Annotated in this window: 22 protein-coding genes and 1 other RNA gene; 10 read left to right on the forward strand and 13 right to left on the reverse strand. The window is 67.7% G+C overall.

Annotated features, from left to right (window positions below; translation table 11 throughout):
- Position 1 precedes the first annotated feature (1 nt).
- The 8 genes from AC1RQG_RS08825 to rnpB all read right to left on the reverse strand — a co-directional run bounded on the left by AC1RQG_RS08825 (position 2) and on the right by rnpB (position 9,020).
- On the reverse strand, positions 2–1,387 hold the full coding sequence (locus tag AC1RQG_RS08825; RefSeq protein WP_493130367.1) for a UDP-N-acetylmuramoyl-tripeptide--D-alanyl-D-alanine ligase: 1,386 nt from the start codon (positions 1,385–1,387) through the stop codon (positions 2–4).
- Positions 1,387–2,940: a UDP-N-acetylmuramoyl-L-alanyl-D-glutamate--2,6-diaminopimelate ligase gene (locus AC1RQG_RS08830; RefSeq protein WP_493130369.1), complete on the reverse strand. Its 1,554-nt coding sequence runs from the start codon at positions 2,938–2,940 to the stop codon at positions 1,387–1,389. The genes AC1RQG_RS08825 and AC1RQG_RS08830 overlap by 1 nt, the downstream gene beginning before the upstream one ends.
- On the reverse strand, positions 2,937–4,712 hold the full coding sequence (locus AC1RQG_RS08835; protein WP_493130371.1) for a peptidoglycan D,D-transpeptidase FtsI family protein: 1,776 nt from the start codon (positions 4,710–4,712) through the stop codon (positions 2,937–2,939). The genes AC1RQG_RS08830 and AC1RQG_RS08835 overlap by 4 nt, the downstream gene beginning before the upstream one ends.
- Positions 4,709–4,984 (reverse strand): cell division protein FtsL, encoded by a 276-nt coding sequence (ftsL, locus tag AC1RQG_RS08840; protein ID WP_182160497.1) that lies wholly within the window; start codon positions 4,982–4,984, stop codon positions 4,709–4,711. The genes AC1RQG_RS08835 and ftsL overlap by 4 nt, the downstream gene beginning before the upstream one ends.
- On the reverse strand, positions 4,981–5,946 hold the full coding sequence (gene rsmH, locus AC1RQG_RS08845) for a 16S rRNA (cytosine(1402)-N(4))-methyltransferase RsmH (RefSeq protein ID WP_493130374.1): 966 nt from the start codon (positions 5,944–5,946) through the stop codon (positions 4,981–4,983). Before rsmH ends, ftsL begins: the two co-directional genes overlap by 4 nt.
- A gap of 9 nt (positions 5,947–5,955) precedes the next feature.
- Complete coding sequence (mraZ, locus tag AC1RQG_RS08850) at positions 5,956–6,384, reverse strand: division/cell wall cluster transcriptional repressor MraZ (protein ID WP_182160495.1); 429 nt, start codon at positions 6,382–6,384, stop codon at positions 5,956–5,958.
- A 713-nt stretch (positions 6,385–7,097) separates the two neighbouring features.
- On the reverse strand, positions 7,098–8,588 hold the full coding sequence (gene glpK / locus AC1RQG_RS08855) for a glycerol kinase GlpK (RefSeq protein WP_493130376.1): 1,491 nt from the start codon (positions 8,586–8,588) through the stop codon (positions 7,098–7,100).
- An 87-nt stretch (positions 8,589–8,675) separates the two neighbouring features.
- Positions 8,676–9,020, reverse strand: an RNA gene (rnpB, locus tag AC1RQG_RS08860) — RNase P RNA component class A.
- Between the two features lie 132 nt (positions 9,021–9,152).
- On the opposite strand from rnpB, the gene AC1RQG_RS08865 reads away from it, so the two are divergent.
- Positions 9,153–10,859 carry a thiamine pyrophosphate-binding protein gene (locus AC1RQG_RS08865; protein WP_493130378.1) on the forward strand — a complete coding sequence of 569 codons (1,707 nt, stop codon included), beginning with the start codon at positions 9,153–9,155 and terminating at the stop codon, positions 10,857–10,859.
- 236 nt (positions 10,860–11,095) lie between these two features.
- On the opposite strand, the gene AC1RQG_RS08870 is transcribed toward AC1RQG_RS08865, so the two are convergent.
- The 3 genes from AC1RQG_RS08870 to AC1RQG_RS08880 all read right to left on the reverse strand — a co-directional run bounded on the left by AC1RQG_RS08870 (position 11,096) and on the right by AC1RQG_RS08880 (position 13,975).
- Positions 11,096–11,842 carry a hypothetical protein gene (locus AC1RQG_RS08870; protein ID WP_493130380.1) on the reverse strand — a complete coding sequence of 249 codons (747 nt, stop codon included), beginning with the start codon at positions 11,840–11,842 and terminating at the stop codon, positions 11,096–11,098.
- 111 nt (positions 11,843–11,953) lie between these two features.
- Positions 11,954–12,982, reverse strand: a complete 1,029-nt coding sequence (locus AC1RQG_RS08875) for a porin (protein ID WP_493130382.1) — start codon at positions 12,980–12,982, stop codon at positions 11,954–11,956.
- 843 nt (positions 12,983–13,825) lie between these two features.
- Complete coding sequence (locus AC1RQG_RS08880; protein ID WP_493130384.1) at positions 13,826–13,975, reverse strand: hypothetical protein; 150 nt, start codon at positions 13,973–13,975, stop codon at positions 13,826–13,828.
- Between the two features lie 271 nt (positions 13,976–14,246).
- Between AC1RQG_RS08880 and AC1RQG_RS08885 the strand changes: the two genes are divergently transcribed.
- The 9 genes from AC1RQG_RS08885 (at position 14,247) to AC1RQG_RS08925 (ending at position 24,007) form a co-directional block, all read left to right on the forward strand.
- Positions 14,247–15,200 (forward strand): MerR family transcriptional regulator, encoded by a 954-nt coding sequence (locus AC1RQG_RS08885; protein WP_493130386.1) that lies wholly within the window; start codon positions 14,247–14,249, stop codon positions 15,198–15,200.
- Between the two features lie 152 nt (positions 15,201–15,352).
- Entirely contained in the window at positions 15,353–16,429 is a 1,077-nt protein-coding gene (gene ftsY, locus AC1RQG_RS08890) for a signal recognition particle-docking protein FtsY (RefSeq protein ID WP_493130388.1), read from the forward strand.
- 4 nt (positions 16,430–16,433) lie between these two features.
- A complete protein-coding gene (locus AC1RQG_RS08895; protein WP_493130390.1) occupies positions 16,434–17,108 on the forward strand; it encodes a cell division ATP-binding protein FtsE in 675 nt (224 codons plus the stop codon).
- On the forward strand, positions 17,105–18,025 hold the full coding sequence (ftsX, locus tag AC1RQG_RS08900; RefSeq protein ID WP_493130392.1) for a permease-like cell division protein FtsX: 921 nt from the start codon (positions 17,105–17,107) through the stop codon (positions 18,023–18,025). Before AC1RQG_RS08895 ends, ftsX begins: the two co-directional genes overlap by 4 nt.
- 460 nt (positions 18,026–18,485) lie before the next feature.
- On the forward strand, positions 18,486–19,379 hold the full coding sequence (gene rpoH / locus AC1RQG_RS08905) for an RNA polymerase sigma factor RpoH (RefSeq protein ID WP_493130741.1): 894 nt from the start codon (positions 18,486–18,488) through the stop codon (positions 19,377–19,379).
- A 196-nt stretch (positions 19,380–19,575) separates the two neighbouring features.
- The gene (locus AC1RQG_RS08910; protein WP_493130394.1) at positions 19,576–20,019 is read left to right on the forward strand and encodes a hypothetical protein; all 444 of its coding nucleotides are present in this window, start codon (positions 19,576–19,578) and stop codon (positions 20,017–20,019) included.
- Between the two features lie 50 nt (positions 20,020–20,069).
- A complete protein-coding gene (gene lepB, locus AC1RQG_RS08915) occupies positions 20,070–20,756 on the forward strand; it encodes a signal peptidase I (RefSeq protein ID WP_493130396.1) in 687 nt (228 codons plus the stop codon).
- Positions 20,757–20,870: 114 nt separating this feature from the next.
- On the forward strand, positions 20,871–21,620 hold the full coding sequence (locus AC1RQG_RS08920; protein ID WP_493130398.1) for an ABC transporter ATP-binding protein: 750 nt from the start codon (positions 20,871–20,873) through the stop codon (positions 21,618–21,620).
- Positions 21,617–24,007, forward strand: coding sequence for a CPBP family intramembrane glutamic endopeptidase (locus AC1RQG_RS08925; RefSeq protein WP_493130400.1), 2,391 nt, complete (start codon positions 21,617–21,619; stop codon positions 24,005–24,007). Before AC1RQG_RS08920 ends, AC1RQG_RS08925 begins: the two co-directional genes overlap by 4 nt.
- A 10-nt stretch (positions 24,008–24,017) precedes the next feature.
- On the opposite strand, the gene AC1RQG_RS08930 is transcribed toward AC1RQG_RS08925, so the two are convergent.
- Positions 24,018–24,782, reverse strand: a complete 765-nt coding sequence (locus AC1RQG_RS08930) for a FadR/GntR family transcriptional regulator (RefSeq protein ID WP_493130402.1) — start codon at positions 24,780–24,782, stop codon at positions 24,018–24,020.
- A 58-nt stretch (positions 24,783–24,840) separates the two neighbouring features.
- The gene (locus AC1RQG_RS08935) at positions 24,841–25,668 is read right to left on the reverse strand and encodes an HDOD domain-containing protein (protein ID WP_493130404.1); all 828 of its coding nucleotides are present in this window, start codon (positions 25,666–25,668) and stop codon (positions 24,841–24,843) included.
- Positions 25,669–25,703: the final 35 nt, after the last annotated feature.

Consider the following 25,703-nt stretch of genomic DNA (forward strand, 5'->3'; position numbering starts at 1 on the left):
ATTAGTGACTTTCCTTGTTAGCTTGTTGCGATCCAATCAAATGCTGCACGACCCGTTCCATCTTCATGAAACGGGAGCCCTTGATCAATACGGTTGCATCCGGCGTGATGACGGCGTCGAGCGCCGCCAGCAGATCGCCGAACTGTTCAAAATGACGAATGGACGCGCCGTGCATATGGCGCGCCAGCTCGCCCGTCGCGAGCACCTGTTCGATGCCCATGCTCTGCGCGTAAGCGCCGATTTCCTCGTGAAACTCGCGGCCCTTGCTGCCCACTTCGCCCATGTCGCCCAGCACCAGGATGCGCGGCGCGGCGGCTTTCGCCAGCACGGCTATGGCGGCGCGCACGGAATCCGGATTGGCGTTGTAGCTGTCGTCGATGACGACGGCGCCGTTGGCGGCGGCCTTCTTCTGCAGCCGGCCGGCCACGGGCGCGAACGCCTCCAGCCCGAGCCGGATGGCGGTGGCCGAAATACCGGCCGCATAGGCGCAGGCGGCGGCGGCCAGCGCGTTGCGCACGTTGTGCTCCCCGGCCGCCTGCAGGCGCACGAAGAACGGCGTGGCGGCGGCGTCATGGCCGATGGTGACGGTCAGTTCGCTGCCGAAGTCGCCGGCGCGGTAGGTGCAGCTGACGTCCGCCTGCGGCGCCAGGCCGAAGGTGACGGTGCGGCGCGTGCCGGCCAGTGCTTGCCACAGCGGCGTGAACTCGTCGCCATGGGGGAACACGGCCACGCCGTCCTCGCCCAGGCCGGCCAGCACGGCGCCGTTCTCGCGCGCCACGGCCTCCACCGTGTGCATGAATTCCTGGTGTTCGCGCTGGGCGTTGTTGACCATGGCGACCGTGGGTTCGGCGATGGCGCTCAGGCGGGCGATCTCGCCCGGATGGTTCATGCCCAGTTCCACCACGGCGGCGCGGTGGCCCGCCTCCAGCCGGAACAGCGTCAGCGGCACGCCCACTTCGTTATTCAGATTGCCGCGCGTGGCCAGGCGCGCGTCCTCGCCGCCGCAGGCCTCGGCCAGGATGGACGCGATCATTTCCTTGACCGTGGTCTTGCCGTTGCTGCCGGTGACGCCGATCACGGGCACGCTGAACTGGCGGCGCCAGTAATTGGCGATGCGGCCCAGCGCCACCAGCGTGTCCGGCACGACGATGGCCGGCAGGGTCCAGCCGTCCGGCAGACGCTCGGCCACCACGGCCGCCACGCCCTGCTGCGCCACTTGCGGCAGGAAGTCGTGGGCGTCGAACACCTCGCCGCGCAGGGCGACGAACAACGCGCCGGCGGCCGCCTTGCGGCTGTCGGTGGAAACGCCGTCGAACGCCGTGTTGGCGTCGTTGACGAGCGTGGCGCCGGGAATGGCGCCCGCGAGCTGGGCCAGCGTGGCGCGCATCAGTTCGGCCTCATCATGGTCAGGCGGGCCGACAGGGCCAGCTGGGCGTGGTCGGCGTCGGAGAACGGCAGCTTCTTGCCCTTGATCTCCTGGTACGGTTCATGGCCCTTGCCGGCCAACAGGATCACGTCCGGCTTGGCCGCGTGCTTGATGGCCAGCAGGATGGCGGCGGCGCGGTCCTCCACCGTCTGCAGCGCGGACGACGGGTGCTGCTGGTCCATGCCGGCCACGATCTGGGCGATGATGGCGTGCGGGTCTTCGCTGCGCGGATTGTCGCTGGTGACCAGCACGTGGTCGGCCATCTGCGCGATCCTGCCCATCTGCGGGCGCTTGCCCGGATCGCGGTCGCCGCCGCAGCCGAACACGCACCACAGCTGGCCACCACGTTCCTGCGCCACCTGGCGCAAGGCTTGCAGCGTTTTTTCCAGCGCGTCCGGCGTGTGGGCGTAGTCGATCACCACCATCGGCGCGTCCTGGCCACCCACCTGCTGCATGCGGCCGGGGGCCGGGCGCAGCGATTCGATGGCGTCCAGCGCGGCGCGCAGGCCCATGCCTTTGGCCAGCAACGCGCCCAGCACGCCGAGCGCGTTGCTGATGTTGAAGTGCCCCACCAGCTGGGTCTTGACCTGGGCCGCGCCCAGCGCGCAGTCGAGATGGAATTCGGTGCCGGCGGTGCGGCTGCTGCGGAACTGGCTGGCGCGCAGCATCAGCACGCCGGGCAGGTCGGGCACGCTGGCCGCATCGGCCAGCGTGTAGCCGATCACGGGGATGGCGCCGGCCAGCTTGCCCTGCACATGGGCGGCCAGTCGCAGGCCCATCGGATCGTCCAGGTTGATCACGGCCGTCTTCAGGCCGGGCCAGTCGAACAGTTTGGTCTTGGCCGCCTCATACGCCGCCATGTCGCCGTGGAAGTCCAGGTGGTCGCGCGTGAGGTTGGTGAACACGGCCACGTCGAAGTGCATGCCGGCCACGCGGCCATGCTCCAGGCCGATGGACGACACTTCGATCGCCAGCGACGCGGCGCCGGCGTCGCGCGCCCCGGCCAGCGTGCGGGCCAGCAGCACCGCGTCCGGCGTGGTGTAGCCGGTGACATCGTATTCCGCCTCGGCGCGCCCCTTGTACAGGCCCACGCCCAGCGTGCCCACCACGGCGGCCGTCTCGCCGCCGCGCGACAGGGCCTGGCCCAGCCACACGGCGCTGGAGGTCTTGCCGTTGGTGCCGGTCACGCCCACGGTGAACATGGCGCTGTCGGGCTGGCGGTAGAAGGCGTGCGCGATCAGGCCGGCGCGCGCCTTGAGCTGCTCGACCGTGATGTAGGGCACGGCCCACGCGGGGTTCCACGTCAAGCCGGCCGGGTCCAGCACCACCAGCGCGGCGCCGGCCTCGATGGCCGCATCAATAAAGCTGCGCCCATCGCCGGCGTCGCCGGGATAGGCAAAGAACACATCGCCCACCTTGATGCGGCGCGAGTCGGACGCCAGCTGCGCCGTGGGCGCCAGCTTGCGGATCGCGTCGGCGATCGTCAACGGGTCGAAGTTGGAAGAAGTCGTCACATTTTCCCCTGTTCGGAATTCTCAGGAATGATGATATGGGTCACGTTGGCGTCGGGCGTGATGTTCTTGGCTCGCAGCACGTTGGCCGCCAGCGTGGAGAAAATGGGGCCGGCCACGTCGCCGCCCACGTGCACCGCGCCGCCCGGCTCGTCGATCATCACGGCGATCACGAAACGGGGGCTGGACATGGGCGCCATGCCCACGAAGTTGCCGATGTATTTGGTCTGCGAGTAGCGGCCGTTGATGACTTTTTGCGCGGTGCCGGTCTTGCCGCCCGTGCGGTAGCCGGGCACCTGGGCCTTCTCCGCCGTGCCGCCCGGCATCGTCACCATCTCCAGCATGTCGCGCATCTCGGCCGCCGTCTGCGCGCTCACCACGCGCGTGCCGACGGGCGGCTCGGTCACCTTCTGGAACGACAGCGGGATGATGTCGCCGTCGCGGGCGTAGATCATGTAGGCGCGCGCCAGCTGGATCAGCGACACGGAAATACCCTGGCCGAAGCTCATGTTGGCCTGCTCGATCGGGCGCCACGATTTGTAGGGACGCACGCGGCCGGCCACGGCGCCGGGGAAGCCCCACTTGGGCTGCTGGCCCAGGCCCACCTTGGTGAACATCTCCCACATCTCCTGGGGCGGCATCTGCAGCGCCATTTTCGAGGTGCCGATGTTGGACGACTTCTGGATCACCTGCTGCACCGTGATCACGCCGTGCGGGTGGGTGTCGTGCACCACCTTGTCGCCGATGGCGTAGTAGCCGGGGCCGGTGTCGATCAGCGTGAGCGGCTTGACGCGCTTGGTGTCGAGCGCCAGGCCCACCGTGAACGGCTTGAGCGAGGAACCGGGCTCGAAGGTGTCCGTCATCACGCGGTTGCGCAGCTGCTCGCCCGTCAGCGCGCGGCGGTCGTTGGGGTTGTAGGACGGCCAGTTGGCCAGCGCCAGCACTTCGCCCGTGTGCACGTCCAGCACCACGGCGGCGCCGGCCTTGGCCTTGAACTTCTCGACCGCGTCCTTGAGCTGGGTGAAGGCGATGTACTGGATCTTGCTGTCGATCGACAGCGTCAGGTCCTTGCCGTCGTGCGGCTCGCGCACCGAGCCGATGTCCTCGACGATGTGGCCGAGGCGGTCCTTGATCACGCGCCGGCTGCCCGGCACGCCCATCAGCGTCTTCTGCTGCGCCAGTTCCATGCTCTCCTGGCCCACGTCCTCGACGTTGGTGAAGCCCACCACGTGGGTGGCCACTTCGCCCTGCGGGTAGAAGCGCTTGTATTCCTTGCGGGTCTGGATGCCCTCGATGCCGAGCTTGGTGATCTGGTCGGCCACGTCCTGCTCCACCTGGCGTTTCAGGTACACGAAGCCGCGGTCGGAATCGAGTTTCTTCTTCAGCTCGGCGTCGCTCATCTCCAGCAGCCTGGCCAGCGCCTTGAGTTTTTCCGGCGGCGCCTGCTGCACGTCGTCCGGGATGGCCCAGATGGCCTTGACGGGGATCGACGAGGCCAGCACCTGGCCGTCGCGGTCGGTGATCTTGCCGCGCGTGGCCGGCAGGTCCAGCGTGCGCGCGTAGCGGATCTCGCCCTGCTTTTGCAGGAACTGGGTCGACAGGCCCTGCAGCCAGGCGGCGCGCCCGGCCAGCAGCGCGAACGCGGAGAACAGCACGAACAACACCACGCGCGAACGCCACACCGGCAGGCGCACGGCCAGCACGGGGTTCTTCGAGAACGGCACGCCCTTGGAGGCCGCTACCCGGGAGACGGAGGCGTTGGAGGCGCGCTTCATTTGCCCTCTTCCGGCGACAGGTACTGGGTGCGGGTGGCCGTCAGCGGCACCATGTTCAGGTCACCGCGCGCGATCTGCTCGATGCGGGCGTGCTTGCCCAGCGTGGACTGGTCCAGCTGCAGCTGCGCCCATTCGATGTCGAGCTGGCGCGCCTGCGACTGGCTGCGTTCCAGTTCGATGAACAGGTGGCGCGCCTGGTATTGGGCGTTAACCAGCGACAGGCCGCAAGCGACCAGCAACGCCGTCAGCACCAGGTTGATCTTGCCGCTCATGGCGCCCCCTCCGGCAACGGCAGGCGGCGCGCCACGCGCATCACGGCGGACCGGGCGCGCGGGTTGGCGTCCACCTCGGCGTCGGACGGCTTGGTCTTGGCGATCAGCTTGAGCAGCGGCTGTGGCAGGTCGACGGCGCGGATCGGCAGTCGGCGGTCCGGCTGCGGCACGTTGGCCTTGGACGCGAAGAAGCGCTTGACCATGCGGTCCTCCAGCGAGTGGAAGCTGATGATGGCCAGGATGCCGCCCGGCGCCACGCAATCGAAGGCCTGCGCTAGTCCGGCCTCGAGGTCTTCAAGCTCTTTATTGATGAAAATCCGGATAGCCTGAAAGGTACGGGTGGCCGGATCCTTGCCCTTTTCCCGAGTCTTGACCGCGCCTGCCACGATGCCGGCAAGCTGTCGTGTGCTTGAAATTGGCTCGACTGCCCGGCGAGCAACAATCGCCTTTGCAATCTGAAAAGCAAACCGTTCTTCCCCATATTCTCTGATCACCTTTTCCAGTGTCTGTTCGGATTCTGTGGCGAGCCACTCGGCCGCCGACATGCCGCGCGTGGTGTCCATGCGCATGTCGAGCGGGCCATCGTTGCGGAAGCTGAAGCCGCGCGCCGCGTCGTCCACCTGCGGCGAGGAGATGCCCAGGTCGAGCAGGATGCCGTCCACCTGCGCCACGCCGCGCTCGGACAGGGCCGCGCGCATGGTGGCGAAGCTGTCGTGCACGATGGTGAAGCGCGGGTCGGCCACCTGTTCGGCCGTGGCGATGGCCTGCGGGTCCTTGTCGAAGGCGATCAGGCGCCCCCGCGGGCCCAGGCGCGACAGGATCAGGCGGCTGTGGCCGCCGCGGCCGAAGGTGCCGTCCACATAGACGCCGTCGGCGCGCGCGCCCGTCAGGGCCAGCGCGTCGACCGCTTCATCGAGCAGCACCGTACGATGCTGAAATTCCGGCACCGCCGTAGTCGTCATGGCGGGGCCTTAGAAAGAGAAGTTGGCGAGAACATCGGGAGTGCCGGCTTCGATCGCCTGCTGCTCTTTTTCCGCCAGTTTGGCGGCATCCCAGATTTCAAAATGGCTGCCCATGCCGATCATCATGATCTCGCGCGACAGCCCGACGGCGTTGCGCAGTTCGGGCGAGATGAGCACGCGGCCGGCGCTGTCGAGTTCGACGTCGCAGGCGTTGCCGAGGAAGATGCGTTGCCAGGCCCGGGCCGACATGGGCCAGGCGGCGATCTGTTCACGGTGGCTTTCCCACACGGGGCGGGGGAAGAACAGCAGGCAGCCGTCCGGGTGTTTGGTCAGCGTGAGTCGGCCTTCGCACTGGATGGCCAGCGCGTCACGGTGCTTGGCAGGGATGGACATCCTGCCTTTGGCATCGAGACTGATTGCGGACGCGCCTTGAAACACGGGAATTACCTTTGACCTCAGATTGGTTAGCGGAGCGGAAATCGCCATCTTTCGTTGCATCTCCCTCCGCCGCTAAGTCAGAGGGAAAATCCCACAAAAAGACACTTTTTCACACAGATGCCCACTTTAGAGGATGGAAGATGGGTGGTCAAGCGCTTTCGCCCAACCGAAACATGGATTTTATTAATGAAATTAAGGACTTAGCGTACTTCCTTGAAGCCGGCTCGCGAAAAAATATATTGAGAAATTAGATACTTATAGAACTTTGTGAATGTGCTACCTCATCTATGCACGAGCTTTCCGCTGTGCCGGAGGGCAGTAAATGTTGGATGAAAATAATTAAATTAAATGCATACAGTTGCCAGTAGCCAACATCAAAGTAGCATTCCGGCAACAAGCCGGAGCATGGGGCGGAACGGCCGCAAGCCGGGAGGAAAAAGTGTGATTTTTGGAGAGAATGACCAGCCTGTCGCGCCTGGCGCGCATTTCGCGGATTGGGAGACCTTCAACACTGCACTATCGATACCACGGTTTGTTGCCCATATTTTCAGCATGCGGCGCGACAGCATGCGGACAGCTTGTATAGACAACATTGTCTGACGAGCCAACCGGCATGCGGCGCCGGCCGCGCCACTTCCGCCATTATACGGAATCGGCGGACGGCCCCGCGCACCACTGCGCGCGCGGGTCGCGCGCGCGGGCACGGCCCGCTGTCAGGCCGGCGTTTCCCAGCCGCGCGAACGCTCGACGGCGCGCGCCCACTGCGCCAGCAGCGCGGCGCGCTGGTCGGCCCCCATCCGCGGCAGGAAGCGGCGCTCGCACCGCCATTGGGCCGTGATCTCCTCCTGCGTGTCCCAGAAGCCCACGGCCAGGCCGGCCAGGTAGGCCGCGCCCAGCGCCGTCGTCTCCGTCACCTGCGGCCGCACCACGGGCACGCCCAGCAGGTCGGCCTGGAACTGCATCAGCAGGTCGTTGCGGGCGGCGCCGCCGTCGGCCCGCAATTCCGTCAACGGGATGGCCGCGTCCTTCTGCATGGCCGCCAGCAGTTCGGCGCTCTGGAACGCGATCGCCTCCAGCGCCGCGCGCGCGATGTGGCCCTTGTGGCTGCCGCGCGTGAGGCCGACGATGGTGCCGCGCGCGTATGGATCCCAGTGCGGCGCGCCAAGGCCGACGAAGGCCGGCACCATGTAGACGCCGCCGCTGTCGGGCACGCTGGCGGCCAGCGCCTCCACCTCGGCCGAGTTCTGGATGATGCCGAGGCCGTCGCGCAGCCACTGCACGGTGGCGCCGCCCATGAACACGCTGCCTTCGAGCAGGTAGTCGGTGCGGCCGTCGACGCGCCAGCCCACCGTCGACAGCAGCCGGTTGCGCGACACGACGGGGTGGCGGCCCGCGTGCATCAGCATGAAGCAGCCGGTGCCGTAGGTGTTCTTGACCATGCCCGGCTGGTGGCAGGCCTGGCCGAAGGTGGCGGCCTGCTGGTCGCCGGCGATGCCGGCCACGGGGATGGCGCCGCCGAACAGGCCGTCGCGCGTGCTGCCCACCTCCTCGCTCGACGACACCACCTGCGGCAGCATCTGCTCGGGAATGTCGAACAGGTCCAGCATGTCCTGGTCCCAGCGCATCAGGTGGATGTTGAACAGCATGGTGCGGGCCGCGTTGCTGACGTCCGTCACGTGGCGTCCCGTGAGCTTGTAGACCAGCCAGCTGTCGATGGTGCCGAAGGCCAGCGCACCGTGGCGGGCCCGCTCACGCGCGCCGGGCACGTGGTCGAGCAGCCATTTGAGCTTGGTGGCGGAAAAATAGGCATCGAGTTCCAGGCCCGTGACGTCGGCCACCAGCCTGGCCTTGCCGTCCGCGCGCAGCTGGGCGCAGTAGTCGGCCGTGCGGCGGTCCTGCCACACGATGGCCGGCGCGATCGGTTCGCCCGACTTGCGGTCCCACACGACGGTCGTCTCGCGCTGGTTGGCGATGCCGATGGCGCGCACGTGGGCGCTGTCCACATGCAGCTCGTGCAGCACCTTGCGGGCCACGGTCAGCTGGCTGTTCCAGATTTCATTGGGATCGTGCTCGACCCAGCCGGGCTGGGGATAGTGCTGGGGGAATTCCTGGGCCGCGCTGGCGCAGATACGGCCGTGGTGGTCGAACAGGATGGCGCGCGAGCTGGTGGTGCCCTGGTCCAGGGCCAGTATGTATTGTGTCATCGGCATATCCCCTGGCGTCGCCACACCGGACATGCGCACGCACCAGCGGGTGGCCGCCGTGTTAAGCAAAGAAGTACAACAGAATTCAGTTGAAGCAAGCCGATAGGCCGGATTTTGTTACGGCGCGGGCGAACCCGCGCTATGACAGCCATTCCTCTAGGCGCCGAATTACTCCGGCGCTCAAGCTTCCTACCCGCACGCTCCGCGAGCAGCATCATCGCGTGCCTATTTGGAATTGCACCAGGTGGAGGTTACCGCGTTTCACCGTAACTTAATACGCTCGTCTCTGTGGCCCTGTTCCTCGCCTTATACCCCCGGCTTGCGCCGGAAGGCTTTCAGCGGACGGCCGTTAACCGTCACCCCGCTCTATGGAGTCCGGACCTTCCTCCCGCCGGGCATTACGCACCGGCCAGCGGCTGTCTGGCTTGCTTCAACCGCTATTGTACCGCGCCGGCCGCCAAATCTGAAATTTGGTGTCGCCATTAGAAAAGCCGCCCCCCGCGCAGCGTCTTAGAATGGGGCTGCCGGCGACCATCCCGCTCGCCCCCACGATAAGGTTATACCATGACCCATCCCCCCCGCACCGGCGGCCAGATCCTGGTCGACGCCCTGAAGATCCACGGTGTCGACACCGCCTTCGGCGTGCCCGGTGAAAGTTATCTCGACGTCCTCGACGCGCTGCACGACTCCAGTATCCGCTTCATCATCAACCGCCAGGAGGGCGGCGCCGCCTTCATGGCCGACGCCTACGGCAAGATGACGGGCAAGCCCGGCATCTGCTTCGTCACCCGCGGTCCGGGCGCCACCAACGCCTCGATCGGCGTGCACACGGCCTACCAGGACTCGTCGCCCATGATCCTGTTCATCGGCCAGGTCGGCAGCGACTTCACCGACCGCGAGGCGTTCCAGGAGATCGACTACCGCCGCATGTACGGCCAGATGGCCAAGTGGGTGGCCCAGATCGACCGCGCCGACCGCATCCCCGAATACATCGCGCGCGCGTTCCAGGTGGCCACCAGCGGCCGCCCCGGCCCCGTGGTGCTGGCGCTGCCGGAGGACATGCTGACCAGCGTGGCGGCCGTGGCCGACACGGCCCGCTACCAGCCGGTGCAGGCGTCGCCCTCGGCCGACCAGATCGCGCGCGTGCGCACCATGCTGGCCGGCGCCAAACGGCCGCTGGTGCTGCTGGGCGGCGGCGGCTGGGACAAGCAGGCCTGCGCCGACCTGCGCGCCTTCGCCGAGGCCAACGCCCTGCCCGTGGCGTGCGCGTTCCGCTTCCAGGACCTGCTCGACAACGCGCACCCGAACTACGTGGGCGACGTGGGCATCGGCATCAACCCCAAGCTGGCCGCGCGCGTGCGCGAGGCGGACGTGATTCTGGCCATCGGTCCCCGTCTGGGCGAGATGACCACCGGCGGCTACAGCCTGCTCGAATCGCCGGTGCCGAAGCAGCACCTGATCCACATCCACGCCGACGCCGAGGAACTGGGCAGCGTGTACCAGGCCGCGCTGATGATCAACAGCGGCATGCCGCAGGCCTGCGCCATGCTGGCCGCGATGGCGCCGGTGGACGCCGGCGCGTGGCGCGCCAGCGTGGCCGAGGCCAAGGCCGAACTGCTGGCCTACCAGGAGCAGCCGCCCATCTTCAGGGACGGCAAGGCCCCGCTCGACCTGTGGCAGGTGGTGCAGCAAATCCGCGCCATCGCGCCGGCCGACACCATCATCACCAACGGCGCCGGCAACTACGCCACCTGGGCCCACCGCTTCCACCGCTACGGCGGCATGCGCACCCAGCTCGCGCCCACCAGCGGCGCCATGGGCTACAGCGTGCCGTCGGGCGTGGCGGCCAAGCTGGTGGCGCCCGAGCGCACCGTGATCACCTTCGCCGGCGACGGCGAGTACATGATGAACGGCCAGGAGCTGGCCACGGCCGTGCAATACAAAGCGGGCGTGGTCGTCATCGTGTTCAACAACGGCATGTTCGGCACCATCCGCATGCACCAGGAGCGCGACTATCCGGGCCGCGTGTCGGGCACGGTGCTGCACAATCCGGACTTCGCGGCGCTGGCCCGGGCCTACGGCGCCCACGGCGAGACGGTGACGGAGACGGCCCAGTTCGGGCCGGCGCTGGAACGGGCGCTCGAACATGCGCGCGGCAAGCGGCTGCCGGCCGTGATCGAGCTGCGCTACGACGGCGACCTGATCACGCCGGGCGCCACCCTGTCCACCATCCGCGCCAACGCGCTGGCCGCCCGCGCGGCGCAGCAGTGAGCATGCTAAGTTAAACGATCAGGACCCGAGTGCGTCGTTCCCGCGCACGCGGGAACCCATAGAACGCCTGTGGCGTTGGGGTCTGACCCCTGACACTGGGGTCTGCCCCCTGACGCTGGGGTCTGACCCCGGTTTTGACGTTGGGGTCTGACGTTGGGGTCTGACCCCGGTTTTAAGGGGTCTGACCCCGGTTTTGACGTTGCGGACTGCCCCCCGGTCCGCTGCGCCCCCCGGCCTCAGGCCTGCGAGCCCGGCAGCGGCTCGGCAGCGGGCTGGCGCTGCTGCTGCTGCGGCTGCGGCTGCGGCTGCGGCTGCGGCTGCGGCTGCGGCTGCGGCAGCTGAGGCGGCAGCGGCAGCGGCGCCGGCGGCGACGCCGGCTTGCCGCCCTCGTTTTTCAGCATCGGCGGCTCGTCCTCGCCATGGCCGTCCACCGGCGCCGGGCCACCGTCCGCGTCCCCGGCGGCCGGCTTGCGCGGCGTGGGACAGGCACGGCAGACACCTGGCTTGCGGCCGAAATCGACCACCCTGGACAGCCGCATCGGCGCCGAACCATCTTCGCAGTAGGCGCCGTCGAGCACCAGCGTATTGCCATCGTCGGACAGCTTGCCGCCGATGGTGCGCTCATCCTCGCCCGGCGGCGTGACGACGAAATACAACTGACGGCCGCGCGGATCGACATTCACGTCGCTGGCCACGACGGGCCAGCTCAGCCCCCCGGCCGTGTATTCGTAGATCACCGTGTCGACTTCCGCGAAGCGCTGCAGCGTGATGCGCTGGCCGCCGAATTCGCCGCTGTCCGGATGCAGGCACAAATCGGAAAACACCAGCATGCCGTAACGGGGCAAGGTGGCGGCGGGACGGTGCGCCACCTTGGGCGCGGCCAGCGCGGCGCAGGACGCGAGCAGGATCAGACAGGCCAGCGCGGCGCGGCCGGCGGAACGGGTGGGCATCATGGTGGAAACGGAAATGATAGGAGGGAACATTCTACCGCCTGGCGGACGCCGGCGGTGGCGGACGGCGCGAAACGGCCCGTAAACGCAGATCGGCCGCGCGAACGCGGCCGATCTGTCATCTAAATCCGAACTAGGCGGAAATTAGAAGTTGTGCTTCAGGCCAACGTTGAAAGCCTTGTCGCCCGAACCGGCTTCGGTGTTGTTGCCAACGGTGTAGAACGCGCCGTTCTTGTTCTTGATCTTGGCGTAAGCGACGTAGGCGCTGGTACGCTTCGACAGAGCGTGGGTGTAGCCGATGGCCCACTGGTCAGCGTCTTGGTTAGCGGCCAGCTTGTCGTTCTTACGGGTGAACGAAGCGATCACGCTGCCGGCTGGGCCGACTGGCACGGTGGCGCCAACCAGGATGTTGTTGCTGTCAACGACAGGCGACAGCTGCGACAGCTGGCCCTTGTCACGGCCGTAGGCGAAGAAAGCCTTGGCGACGTGGAAGTCGTAGTTCACGGCCAGCAGGGAGTTGTGGCCCATAGGCGCGTCCACTGCGGTGTCGTTGTTACGTGCGTTGTAAGCGAAGCTGGCGTTCAGAGGACCGTTCGAGTAGCCAACCGAACCACCGATCTGACGCTGCGCCTTGTTCGAGCCAGCTTGCTCGCCCACTGCGTACGACAGTTCAGCTTGCACGCCGTTCAGCGAAGGCGAGCGGTAGGTCACGGCGTTGCTGTTGCGGGTCAGGGTGTCCTGGGTCGCGAACAGGTTTTTAGCGGTACCAGCCAGGCCCAGGGCGAACGGGTCAGCCACTTGGCCCAGGGTCTCGTAGTACGGGGTGTACTGACGGCCCAGCAGCACGGTGCCGGCTTCTTTCGAGACCAGACCAACGTACGATTGACGGTTGGCGATCGAGCCAGCCACGTCGGACGCGCCGGTGTCGGTCTTGACGCCCGATTCCAGGACGAACACGGCGCTCAGACCGCCGCCCAGATCTTCGGTGCCCTTGAAGCCCAGACGCGAAGCGGAAGCCACGCCCGAGGTCACTTTGGTCACGGTACCGGCCGCACCACCACGCTCGCTCACGATGCCGGCATCAACGGTACCGTAGATCGTCACGTTCGACTGAGCGAAGGCAACGTTGCTCATTGCGCCCAGGATTGCGATGGAGATAAGAGATTTTTTCATTACGTAATTCCTTCAGTTGTGTTGCGGGTAAAAAGGTAAAGCTAGTGCTACGCCTAAATTCGGTGCTTATCGGCGCCGGTTGGGGCGTCGTTTATGCGTGAGGGCATTCTCCCCAGCTGCCACGTTGCTGTCCTTGTTGCCGGACGCGTTCACATTGTGTTGCGGCCGATTTAATCGATGCCGGCTTTATCGCGGTGCTTGTGGCACCGGAGGCGGCACTATACTGACGCTTTGACCATCCATCAAGTGTAAAAACGCTCATGTTGGACCTCGCCAGCGGCGATCTCCGTCATGTCACCGGGCTGGATTTTCAAAAACAGCAATATTTTACCGCATCGCAATATATTCTGCCGAGGCAGCCCACTAACTTCTCAAATCCGCACAGATGAACTTGGTGCGGCGCCCGGCGAACCGGACCGCCTGAAGCTGCTGCAATTGAAAAATGCATCAGTGTCGGACTAAGCAAAAATAGCTACATTGCTATTTCTGGCTGTATTTTATACCGAACCCTGGCATGGCACACTTATACCAAGTGCGTAGAAGCCGCCTTGCCCGGAGAATGTTTGGCAGTTTCCACAGGCAAACAGGGTGCCCGACCGACTTTGTCTATAGTAAGAGTGCTCAATTAATGAAATAAATTCTGTCCGTACGGCAAGCTGCTGCGACGCAGCAGCAATTTGTAAGCAATTGCTACTTGTTGTCGATAGGCGACAGAATTGGCCGGGCCGCCCCCCCGCCACGGGTGGCCGGCCGGGGTCACGAGGGGATGGAGCCGACCCGTCAACATGAATTGCCTTCATAAAAACGGCGAACGGGCCGAGGGCGTCGCGCCCCGGCAGCGATTTAACAATTGACCGCCCGCGCGGCGTCGCCGGCGACGCCGCCATGGACGGCCGGATGCGCGGCCCAGGCGCGCCGCGCCGGGCACACCGCGCCCTGCTCCGCCGCCGCTTTCCGCTTTTTTTTCGGGTCCGGCGCAATTTTTTTGTCCATGGCAAATTCCAAGCATTTGCAGTATTTTTGTGATTAGTTCTTCATGTCAACAGTGTGTCGTGGACAAGGTTCTATACTGTGGATAAGTGGGGCCTTGACGCGGGGCGCGGTGGGCACTTTCTTCGCCGAAACGAGGTTAGAATGCAGATCGCGTCCCGGCGATGTTGCTGCCGGCGGCGCTCAACCGAGACCGAACCGATGCCGTCATACAAGGCCCCCGAACCATGTGCGAACACTAGCGTCTACCCGATCCCCGTAGCCGCACAAGCTGATGAAAACTAACGCCCATACCCTGCCCGTTTCGAGCACCATCAGCGACGTCGAGCGCGACACCGGCGTGGCCAAGGAAACCTTGCGGGTCTGGGAACGGCGCTACGATTTTCCGCAGCCGCTGCGCGACGCCCACGGCGAGCGCGTCTACCCGGTCGAACAGGTGCGCAAGCTGCGCCTGGTCAAACGCCTGATCGACCTGGGCTTCCGCCCCGGCAAGGTGATCGCCTGCAGCGCCGAGGAATTGCAGGCCATGGCCGAGCACGCCGTGCGGCCCGGCCCCGGCCTGTCCCACCCCCATCCCGATCAACAGCAGTTGCTGGACTTGTGCAAGGCGCACGACATGGACGCCCTGCGCCGCCGCCTGTCGCAGGCACTGCTGGTGATGGGCCTGAAGAGTTTCGTGATCGACCTGGTGGCGCCGCTGACGCGGCTGGTGGGCGAGGCGTGGGCCAGCGGCCAGCTGGCCGTGTTCGAGGAACACCTGTACACGGAGACGCTGAAGATGGTGGTGCGCAACGCCATCTTCTCGGTGCCCCAGGCCAACGCGGCCAGCATCGGCGCGCCGCGCATCATCCTCACCACCCTGCCGCAGGACCGCCACAGCCTGGGCCTGCTCATGGCCGAGGCCATGTGCGTGGTGGAGGGGGCGTACTGCGTGTCGCTGGGCGTGCAGACCCCGCTGCAGGAGGTGGTCGACGCGACCCGCGTGCTGCAGGGCGACATCGTGGCCCTGTCGTTCTCGGCCTCGATGAATCCGCGCCAGGCGCTCGACAGCCTGGCCGAGCTGCACATGCGCCTGCCCGAGGACACCGAACTGTGGGCCGGCGGCAATAACGCGGCCTTACGCCGGCGCAATCCCAAGTTCGTGCGGGTGCTCAACCTGGCCGACATCGGCCACGCCATCGCCGAATGGCGTTTGCGCCATCCGCGCCACAACGCCCTCGCCAGCTGAGCCGGGCCGCGCCGGCGCGGCCGGCGGACCTCCGATCTTGCCATTCAGACAGCCCGGGCGGGCCGGACCGCCTTGTGCTCTGGTAAAATATCGCCATTCCCTGTGTCCGGCGCCGCCGGCCATCCGCTTGAAGCGCCTTCAACCACACACCCATGTTTAGTTTCTTCAAGAAAAAACCCGTCGTTCCCGAAGCACCGCCCGCCGCCACGCCGGCCCCCGTCCCTCCCGTTGCCCCCGCGCCCGCCGTCCCGCCCGCCGCCACCGCGCCGGCGGCCGGCCCGGCCAGCGCCGCGGCCGCCGCGCCATTGCTGGCGGTGGAGGAGCCGGCGCCGCGCAAATCGTGGATCTCGCGCCTGAAGGCCGGCCTGTCGAAGACCTCGGCCAACCTGTCCATCCTGTTCGTGGGCGCCAAGATCGACGACGACCTGTACGATGAACTGGAGGCGGCCCTGCTGATGGCCGACGCCGGCGTCGAGGCCACCCAATACCTGCTCGACGCGCTCAAGCGCAAGGTCAAGGAGGACAAGCTGCTGGACGCGGCGGCCGTCAAGGCCGCCCTGAAGACGCTGCTGATCGACCTGCTGACGCCGCTGCAGCGCCCGTTCGAGCTGGGCCGCCACCAGCCGCTGGTGATGATGATCTCCGGCGTCAACGGCGCCGGCAAGACCACCACCATCGGCAAGCTGGCCAAGCACATGCAGTCGCACGGCCAGTCGGTGCTGCTGGCCGCCGGCGACACCTTCCGCGCCGCCGCCCGCGAGCAATTGATGGTCTGGGGCCAGCGCAACAACGTCACCGTGATCTCGCAGGCCTCGGGCGACCCGGCCGCCGTCTCGTTCGACGCCGTGCAGTCGGGCAAGGCGCGCGGCATGGACGTGGTGATGGTGGACACGGCCGGCCGCCTGCCGACCCAGCTGCACCTGATGGAGGAATTGAAGAAGATCAAGCGCGTGATCGGCAAGGGCATGGACGGTGCGCCCCACGAGACGCTGCTGGTGATCGACGGCAACACGGGCCAGAACGCGCTGGCCCAGGTCAAGGCCTTCGACGACGCGCTGCAGCTGACGGGCCTGGTCATCACCAAGCTCGACGGCACGGCCAAGGGCGGCGTGCTGGCCGCCATCGCGCGCGTGCGCCCGGTGCCCGTGTACTTCATCGGCATCGGCGAGAAGATTGAAGACTTGCAGCCCTTCGTGGCGGCCGATTTTGTCGAAGCCCTGCTCGGATAAGCCTATGATTGAATTCCAGAACGTCACCAAACAATATTCCCCCGACGCCACCGCGCTCAGCGGCGTGTCGCTGACGGTAGAGAAAGGCGAACTGGTCTTCCTGGCCGGCCCCTCGGGCGCCGGCAAATCCACCCTGCTGAAGATGATCGCGGCCATGGAGCGCCCCAGCGCCGGCCGCGTGCTGGTCAACGGCCAGGACGTGGGCCGCATCAAGCCGGCCGGCCTGCCGTTCCTGCGCCGCAACCTGGGCCTGATCTTCCAGCAGCAGCGCCTGCTGACCGACCGTTCCGTGCTCGACAACGTGATGCTGCCGCTGCTGGTGACGGGCGCGCCGCGCGCGGCCGCCGAGCAGCGCGCCCGCGCCGCGCTCGACAAGGTCGGCTTGCTGGACCGGGCGCTGGGCCAGCCGCTGGCCCTGTCGGGCGGCGAGCAGCAGCGCGTGTCGATCGCGCGCGCCATCGTCAACCGGCCCCAGATCATCCTGGCCGACGAGCCGACGGCCAACCTCGACCGCGCCAGCGCCAACCAGGTGCTCGACGCGCTCAAGGCCTTCCATTCCGTGGGCGTGACCTGCCTGATCTCCAGCCACGACGAGCAGATGCTGGACGCGGCCGCCCGCGTGATCCACCTCCACCATGGCCGCGTGGACGGCCAGCCCGACGCGGGAGCGCAAGCATGAGCAACTGGTTACGGCAACACGGCTTCGCGCTGGCGGCGGCCCTGGTCCACGTGCGCCGCGCGCCCGGCAGCTTCCTGTTCAACATCGTCGTGGTGGCCATCGCGCTGGCGCTGCCGTTCGCCGGCGTGACCCTGCTCGACAACGTGCGCCCCATGTCCGAGCAGCTGTCGGTCGATCCCGAGGTCAGCGTGTTCCTCAAGCAGGACCTGGCGCGCGCCGACGCCGAGGCGATGGCGGCCACGCTGCGCCAGCTGGTGGCCGACAAGCAAGCCAAAATCATCTTCACCGCGCGCGAGAAGGCGCTCGAGAACCTGAAGACCAAGAGCGGCCTGTCCGACGTGCTCGGCACGCTGGGCGAGAACCCGCTGCCCGACAGCTACGTGCTCAAGCTCGACGCGTTCCGCAACGCCCAGGCCGGCGGCGACGTCGACGCGCTGGCCGACCAGATCCGCGCCCTGCCCGGCGTGGACACGGTGCAGGTCGATTCGGCCTGGGTCAAGCGGCTGGCCGCGCTGATCAAGGTGCTGCGGCTGGCCCTGCTGCTCTTGGCCGCCACGCTGGGCACGGTGGTGGTGGCCGTCGTGTTCAACACCATCCGGCTGCAGGTGATGACGCAGCGCGACGAGATCATCGTCTCCAAGCTGATCGGCGCCACCGACGCCTTCATCCACCGCCCGTTCTATTACACGGGCGCCCTGCTGGGCCTGTGCGCGGGCGCCGTGGCGCTGGGCGCCGTGGCGCTGGCGCTGCGCCCGCTCAACACGGCCATCGCCGAGTTCGCCCGCCTGTACGCGTCCGAGTTCCAGCTCACGCCGCTGCCGCCGCTGGCCATCGCCGCCCTGCTGGCCGTGTCGGCCGGGCTGGGGCTGGTGGGCGCCGTGCTGTCCGTGCAGCGCCACCTGTCGCGCCTCGACTGAAGCGGGCGGCCGCGCCCGCCCGGCCACGCAATGCCCCAACCGTGCGTTCGCGCACGGTTTTTCTCGCCGCACCGGCCTACAATTAAGTTCCGCTTAAGCTCGCCACCGCATGCTGATCGCGTCGTCAGCTGCGGTGTGTTGCCATTGTGAATGTGACGCCCACATCCCGCGCCGGCCCGTGCCGGCGCGGGATACGCAAACGCCATGAAGCGCTGAAAAACGATAGTATTTTTACTATCAAAGCGATTATGGATGGCGATTGGCACTCATCGACGGAGAGTGCTAATATACGAAACATCGTGGGGCCGGATATTCTTTGAAGCAATTTCTTAGCGCAAGAATGACCGGCATCCTCAAGCATGACCGCAGCGGGTAACAAACGGTAACTTCGGATGTGAACAGCCCGGCTGCATGGCACATTGACACTTAGCAATATCAGCTAGCGAGGAATTACATGAATATGATGTCCGCACCGAACGCGTTGGTCCCGGCCACCAACCGTGCTCTGGGCCTCGGGTTCACTGGCAACCTGGGCAACCTGGACGCCTATATCTCGGCCGTCAATCGCCTGCCGATGCTGTCGCACGACGACGAAGTCTCGCTGGCGCGCCGCCTGAAGGAAAAGAACGACCTGGGCGCAGCCCAGGAGCTGGTGCTGTCGCACCTGCGCCTGGTGGTGTCGATCGCGCGCGGCTACCTCGGCTACGGCCTGCCGCACGCCGACCTGATCCAGGAGGGCAACATCGGCCTGATGAAGGCCGTCAAGCGCTTCGACCCCGACCAGGGCGTGCGGCTGGTGTCGTACGCCATGCACTGGATCAAGGCCGAGATGCACGAGTACATCCTCAAGAACTGGCGTCTGGTCAAGGTGGCCACCACCAAGGCCCAGCGCAAGCTGTTCTTCAACCTGCGCAGCCACAAGCAGGGCCTGGACGCGATGACGCCGTCGCAGATCGATGGCCTGGCCAAATTGCTGGACGTGAAGCGCGAGGAAGTGATCGAGATGGAAACCCGTCTGAGCGGCCGCGACATCGCGCTCGAATCGCCGACCGACGACGAGGACGACAAGTTCGCGCCGATCGCCTACCTGTCGTCCGAACAGAGCGAGCCGACCCGCGTGCTGGAAGCGGAGCAGGTCACGCGCCTGCAGTCGGAAGGGCTGGAGACGGCGCTCGGCAAGCTCGATCCGCGCTCGCGCCGCATCGTCGAAGCGCGCTGGCTGGCCAACGACGACGGCTCCGGCGCCACGCTGCACACGCTGGCCGACGAGTTCGGCGTGTCGGCCGAGCGCATCCGCCAGATCGAATCGGCCGCGCTCAAGAAGATGAAAGGCGCGCTGGCCGCCTACGTGTAAGGCCCGCCGGCCGCAGCGCCCGCCACCATGCCGCCCCGCGTCCGCGCCGGGCGGCATTTTTTCTGGCGCGGCGCGCGCTGCGTGTACCATGACCGACGCGCCGTCGACAGGCGGCGCCGTCCGTGCGCCGCCGGCGCGCGGCATTTGTTACTCTCGATTTGTTAGTCTCGTCGCCTTCCTGATTGAAAGGATACGCATGAACAGCAAGTTGTCGCGCCGTCGCTGGTGCCATTTTTCCCTGCTGCTGGCCCTGGCCGGCTGCGGCGCGCGCGCCAGCGACGGCGCGCCGCCCGCGCCGCCCGCCCCCGCCAACCTGACCGTCGCCCTGACCCAGGGCCAGAGCGCCACCGTGGCGCCGGGCACCGTGCTGCGGCTCGAACGGGTCAACGACAGCCGCTGCCGCGTGGGCGCCGTGTGCGTGTGGGCCGGCTACATCAGCTACACCTTCACCCTCACCAAGGGCGGCGCCAGCGCCAGCTTCGTGCTGGCGGCCGACATGCCCGGCGCCAGCACGACCGCGAGCCAGAACGGCCTGACCTTCACCCTGCTCGGCGTGGACCCGGACAGCGTGCCGCACATGAAGGCGCCGGTGCCCGACTACCGGGTCAGCGTGCGCGTGACCGGACTAAGGGCCAATTAAGAATCGGTGAAGATACTGGCAACACTTTCCACATCCAACAGGGAGACATCATGCAAGGCTGGATACGCGCCAACAAAGGGTTCCTGCTGTTCCTCACGCTGTTCGGCATCTTCCGCACGGCCGTGGCGGACTGGAATCCGATCCCGTCGGCCTCCATGCATCCCAACCTGCTGGAAGGCGACGTGGTGCTGGTCAACCGCCTGGCCTACAACGTCAAGCTGCCGCTGACCGACATCGTGCTCGGCCACACGGGCGAGCCGCAACGCGGCGACATCGTCACCTTCAGCTCGCCCCAGGACGGCACGCGCCTGATCAAGCGCCTGATCGCCGTGCCCGGCGACCGGGTCGAAATGCGCGACGAGCAGCTGATCATCAACGGCCAGCCGGCCAGCTACGCCGTGCTCGGCGACGGCCACGAGACGGTGGGCGCGGCCGGCACGCTGCGCACGGTGCGGCTGCGCGAAACCATGGCGGCCGGCGCGGCCGCCCCGCACGCCATCCAGCTGCTGCCGCAGGTGAACGCGCGGCGCAACTTCGCGCCCGTCACGGTGCCGCCCGACCAGTACCTGATGCTGGGCGATAACCGCGACAACAGCGCCGACTCGCGCTACATCGGCCTGGTGCCGCGCGCGCTGCTGATCGGCCGCGCCGTGCGCGTGCTGGCCTCGGCCGACATCGAGGGCAACTGGCATCCGCGCACGGAGCGCTTCGGCATGGACCTGTACGGCCCGCACTGACGGCTTTCCGGCCCGGCCGGCAGCCGCGATGTTATGATCCTGTCAAACTTATCATTACATTAGCCGGCCAGCCCCGACCGCGACGCGCCGGCGGCCGCCGGCGCGGAGCCAACCATGATTGAATTTGCAGGCCTGTCCAAGGTCTACGGCGGCTTCCAGGCCGTCAAGCCCTTGTCGCTGACGGTGCGGCGCGGCGAAGTATTCGGCTTCCTCGGTCCCAACGGCGCCGGCAAGACCACCACCATCCGCATGATGATGGGCATCCTCGTGCCCAGCGCCGGCCAGGTGCGCATCAACGGCATCGATTGCCACGGCGCGGCCCACGAGGTCAAGCGCCACGTCGGCTACCTGCCCGACACGCCGGTGTTCTACGACTACCTGCGCGGCCGCGAAATCCTGCAATTCGTGGCCGAGATGCACGGCTACGAGCGCGCCGAGGCGGCCCGCCGCGGCGCGCGCCTGCTGGCCGAATTCGGGCTGGCGGAGGCGGGCGAGGACTACGCCGTCAACTATTCGCTGGGCATGAAGAAGCGCCTCGGTCTGGCCTGCGCGCTGGTGCATGAACCGGCCGTGCTGATCCTCGACGAGCCGATCAACGGCCTCGATCCGCGCGCCGCGCGCGAGGTGCAGGAACGGCTGCTGGCCGCCGCCGCGCAAGGCACCACCATCTTCGTCTCCACCCATCTGCTGGACATGGCCGAGAAGCTGTGCGACCGGGTCGGCATCATCCACCACGGCAAGCTGGTGGCCACCGGCACGCTGGACGAGATTCGTGGCGAAATTCGTGGCGACGCCTCGGCCGCCGCCTCGCTGGAGGACGTGTTCCTGCAGATCACGGCCGGCGACGACGGCGTCGCGCCATGATGGCGGCGCCGTCGCACGGCCGCGCCATGCTGCTGATGGCGCGCCTGCGCCTGACGCGGCTGGCCAACCAGGCCGACGCGCTGCTGTTCCGCGCGTTCCGGCGCAAGCAGGCAGGCCGCGCGGCCACGCCGGGCAAGCGCCGCAACTCGTGGCTGCTGGCCGTGCTGGTCGCGCTGCTGTTCGGCTTCTCGTTCACGCAACTGGCCCGTAATGCGGTGCTCAACCTGCACTGCCATGTCGACGCCGCGTGCACCGTCACCGACGCCCCCGACGCCACCTACATCGCGCTGGAAAAGAGCGCGGTCAGCCTGGCCGCCGCGCCGTTCAGCTCGCACCTGGCCAGCGCACTGACCATGATGCTCGCCTTGCTGCTGTTGGCCAGCATCCTGATCGCGCTGGGCAGCCGCGAGCTGGCCCAGGCCGATTCGGACCTGGAATGGCTGGTCACATTGCCCGTGCGCCGCAAGACGCTGCTGTGGGGCCGCGTGCTCGAACGCAGCGTGAGCAATCCCGCCGCCCTGTTCGCGCTGCTGCCGCTGTGCGGCCTGCTGGCCTGGTATTCGGGCCTGCGCTGGAGCCTGCCGCTGGCCGTGCTGGCGATGGCGGCCCTGCTGCTGCCGCTGACGGCCCTGTGCCACACGCTGGCCGACACGGGCCTGCGCCTGTGGCTGCCGCCCGCCCAGCTGCGCAACCTGCAAGCGCTCACCGGCCTGGCCTCCATGCCCATCCTCTATTTCGTGATGGCGCTCGGCATGCCCAAAGGCGTCAGCTTCCCCGTCGAATGGGCCGCCGCCTGGCCCGCCTGGACCGTGTGGACCCCGCCCGGCCTCATGATCCAGCTGCTGCAGGCGGCCACCCCGGGCCGCGCCGGCGCGCTGGCGGCGCTGCTGCTGGCCCAGGTGGGGCTGCTGCTGGCGGCCGGCGTGGCGCTGCTGGGATTCCAGTTGCGCCACGGCGTGGTGGCCTCCGGCGCGCGCGCGAGCGGACGCGCCGGCGCGCGGGCGGCCATGGGCGGTCGCGCGACAGCGGGCGTCGTCCACGCCGCCGCGCCGCGCGCCGGCGGGCGCGCGCTGCTGTCCCCGGTCAAGCGGCGCGAATTGCGGCTGCTCGCGCGCGACCGCAACTTCCTCGTGCAAAGCCTGCTGCTGCCGGTGGTGATCATCGGCACCCAGATGCTGTTCAACGGCGCCCTGCGCGACCTCGGCGAATTCGCCCGCAATACCACCATGGTGGCCGCCGTCGCCTTCGGCATCGGCAGCTACGTGATGATGCTGTCGGCGTTCCAGACCCTCAACAACGAGGGGCCGGTGCTGTGGATGCTGTACACCTTCCCCCGCACCGTGGAGAGCGTGCTGCGGGAAAAGGCGCAGCTGTGGGGCATGCTGGCCATGGCCTATCCGATCGGCGTGTTCGGCTTTGCCATCCATGCCGGCGCGGTCCCGGACTGGCGACTGGCGGGGCTGCTCATCCTCGTGCTGGCCGGCATGCCGATCTTCGCCGTGATCGCCGTGGCGCTGGGCGTGTTCGCCTGCGACCCGCTGGCGCCGGACGTGCGCACCCGCGTGCGGCCCAGCTACGTCTACCTGTACATGCTGCTGGCCAGCTTCTACGTGTATTGCGTGTCCACCAGCGTGTGGTCGCAAAAGCTGGTGGTGATGGTGCTGTGCGGCGCGCTGGCGCTGGCCCTGTGGCAGAAGGCGCGCGACGAGCTGCCCTATCTGCTGGACCCGAGCGCCGCACCGCCGGCCCGCGTCTCCACGGCCGACGGCCTGATGGCGGCCACCGCCTTCGCCATCCTGCAAGCGCTGATCGGCATGGTGTTGAGCGATGGGCCGGGCAAGATCGGGCTGCAAGGCATGACGCTGGCGTTCGCCCTGGCCGGCGCCATCGTGTATGGCTGCACGCGGCTGATCTACTGGCGCAACAAGACGGCCGGGGTGCCGGCCATCGTGCGTGGCGGCGACGCCCGGGCCGCCGCGCTGGCCGGCCTGGCCGCGGCCGCGCCGGCCATCGCCGTGGGACTGGCCTACCTGACGGCGCTGCGCCATAGCGCGCTGGCGCCGGCGCTGGCCGCCGCCACGGCCGGCGCCGGCGTCCATCCGGGCTGGATGCTGGCCCTGACCGTGCTGGCCGCGCCGCTGTGCGAGGAGTTCATCTTCCGTGGCCTGATCTTCGGCGGCCTGCGCCGTTCGATGGGCGCGCTGCCGGCCACGCTGGTCAGCGCGGCCGTGTTCGCCATCGTCCACCCGCCGCTGTCGATGCTGCCGGTGTTCGTGCTGGGACTGTGCGCGGCGTGGAGCTACGAGCGCGGCCAGCGCTTGCTGGCGCCCATGCTGGCGCACGCGCTGTACAACGCGGCCGTCGTGTCGTGGCAGTTGTGGACGTAGGCGGCTGGGCTCAGGCCGTGGCGGGCGCGCCCGCCACGGCCTGCGCGCGGCGCAGCCGTTCGCGGCAATTGCCGAGATAGGTGCGCATGGCCGCGCGCGCGGCCTCGGGATCCTGGCGCGCGATCGCGTCGTAGATGTCTTCGTGTTCGCGGTAGATGCGCTGCAGGCAATCGACTATCGTGCCTTGCCCGGCATGGGCAATCTGGGCCGGCGCCAGGTGGGCGCGCGGGATGATGGCCTGCCCCAGGTCGGTCAGCAAATCGACGAAATAACGGTTGCCGGTGGCCTCCGCGATCAGCAGGTGGAAACGCTGCTCGGCCTCGACCGACACGCCCGGTAGTCCGGCCCCGCTCAGGATGCGGCGCAGCGCCGCCTCCATCTGCGCCGCCTGCTGCGCGCTGCGGCGGGTGGCGGCCAGCCAGGCCGCCTCCGTCTCCACGCTGATGCGCAGTTCCAGCACGGCCAGCAGGTCGGCCACGCTGTGCACGGCGCCGGCGGCCACGCTGAGCCGGGCCGGCTGCGGCGCCAGCACGAAGGTGCCCACGCCATGCCGGGTCTGCACCAGGCCCGACGCCTGCAAGTGCGAGATCGCTTCGCGCACGACGGTGCGGCTCACGCCATGCTGTTCCATGATGTCCGATTCGGCCGGCAGCTTGTCGCCGGGCTTGCAGTCGCCGCTGCGGATGCGCGCGGTGAGGCTCTCCACCACGCCCTGCGCGAGGTTGCGCGGCTTCTTGCGGGGCACGAACAGGGGGGCGGGTACGGTGAGGGACATGACACGGATGGGCGGTGACGGGCCCGCCCATTATAGCAGCGCGTATCTTAAGATTGTTTCAGACCAGCAGCGCCGCGCTCATGGACCTGGCGTCGGCCGCCGACTGGCGCAGCACGTCCTCCAGCCGGCCGTTGTCGCGCACATAATCTTCCAGCGCGGGATCGGCGGCCGCGTCGGCGGGCGGCGCCAGCGGCGAAGCGACGGGCGCCAGCCGCTTGGCCAGCAGCAGCGTGTCGCGCAGGCCGGCCGGCGGCGGCGACAGCGTGGCGCCGCGCAGCGCGCCGATGGGCAGCGCCACCGGCTCCGGAATGGCCAGCTTGCGCATCATCTCGCGCGTGATGATCTCCTGGGCCGCCCCCATCCACTCGGCCGGATCGTCGAGCAGGCCGGGCATCTCGTCGGCGCGCGACAGCAGGTAGAAGCCGCCCGCCTCGTGCACGATGCCCGCGAACAGCGCCGTATCGGCGTCGCAGGCCGTCACGTGGCGCGCCAGCACGTGGGCCAGCGCGGCCACGTGGGCCGTGTGGCGCCACAACTGCTCGGCCATCGCCCGCAGGTGGGGGTCGCGGATCCTGCTGCCGAACTGGCGCACCACCATGGCCGCCGCCATCGTGTACAGGTTGCGGAAACCGACCCGCAGCACGGCCGCGCGCACGCCCGTGACGGGCGGGCCGCCGCGGTTGAAGACCACGGAATTGGACAGCGCCACCGCGCGCGCGGCCAGCCGCGGTTCGGCCAGCACTTTGCGCACCACGTCGTCGGTGGCGCAATCGGGATCGTTCAGCGCCAGTTGCAGGCGCAAGGCCGCGTTGACGCTGGTCGGAAAAACCAGCTCCCCGCGTGCAGCCTGGTCGACGATCTGGGCGAAGTCCTTTAGTTTTTCCATGGAAATATTATACCCGCGCCCGTCCCCCGTCGGAC

Source organism: Rugamonas sp. GW822-FHT03B10 (assembly GCF_058801745.1).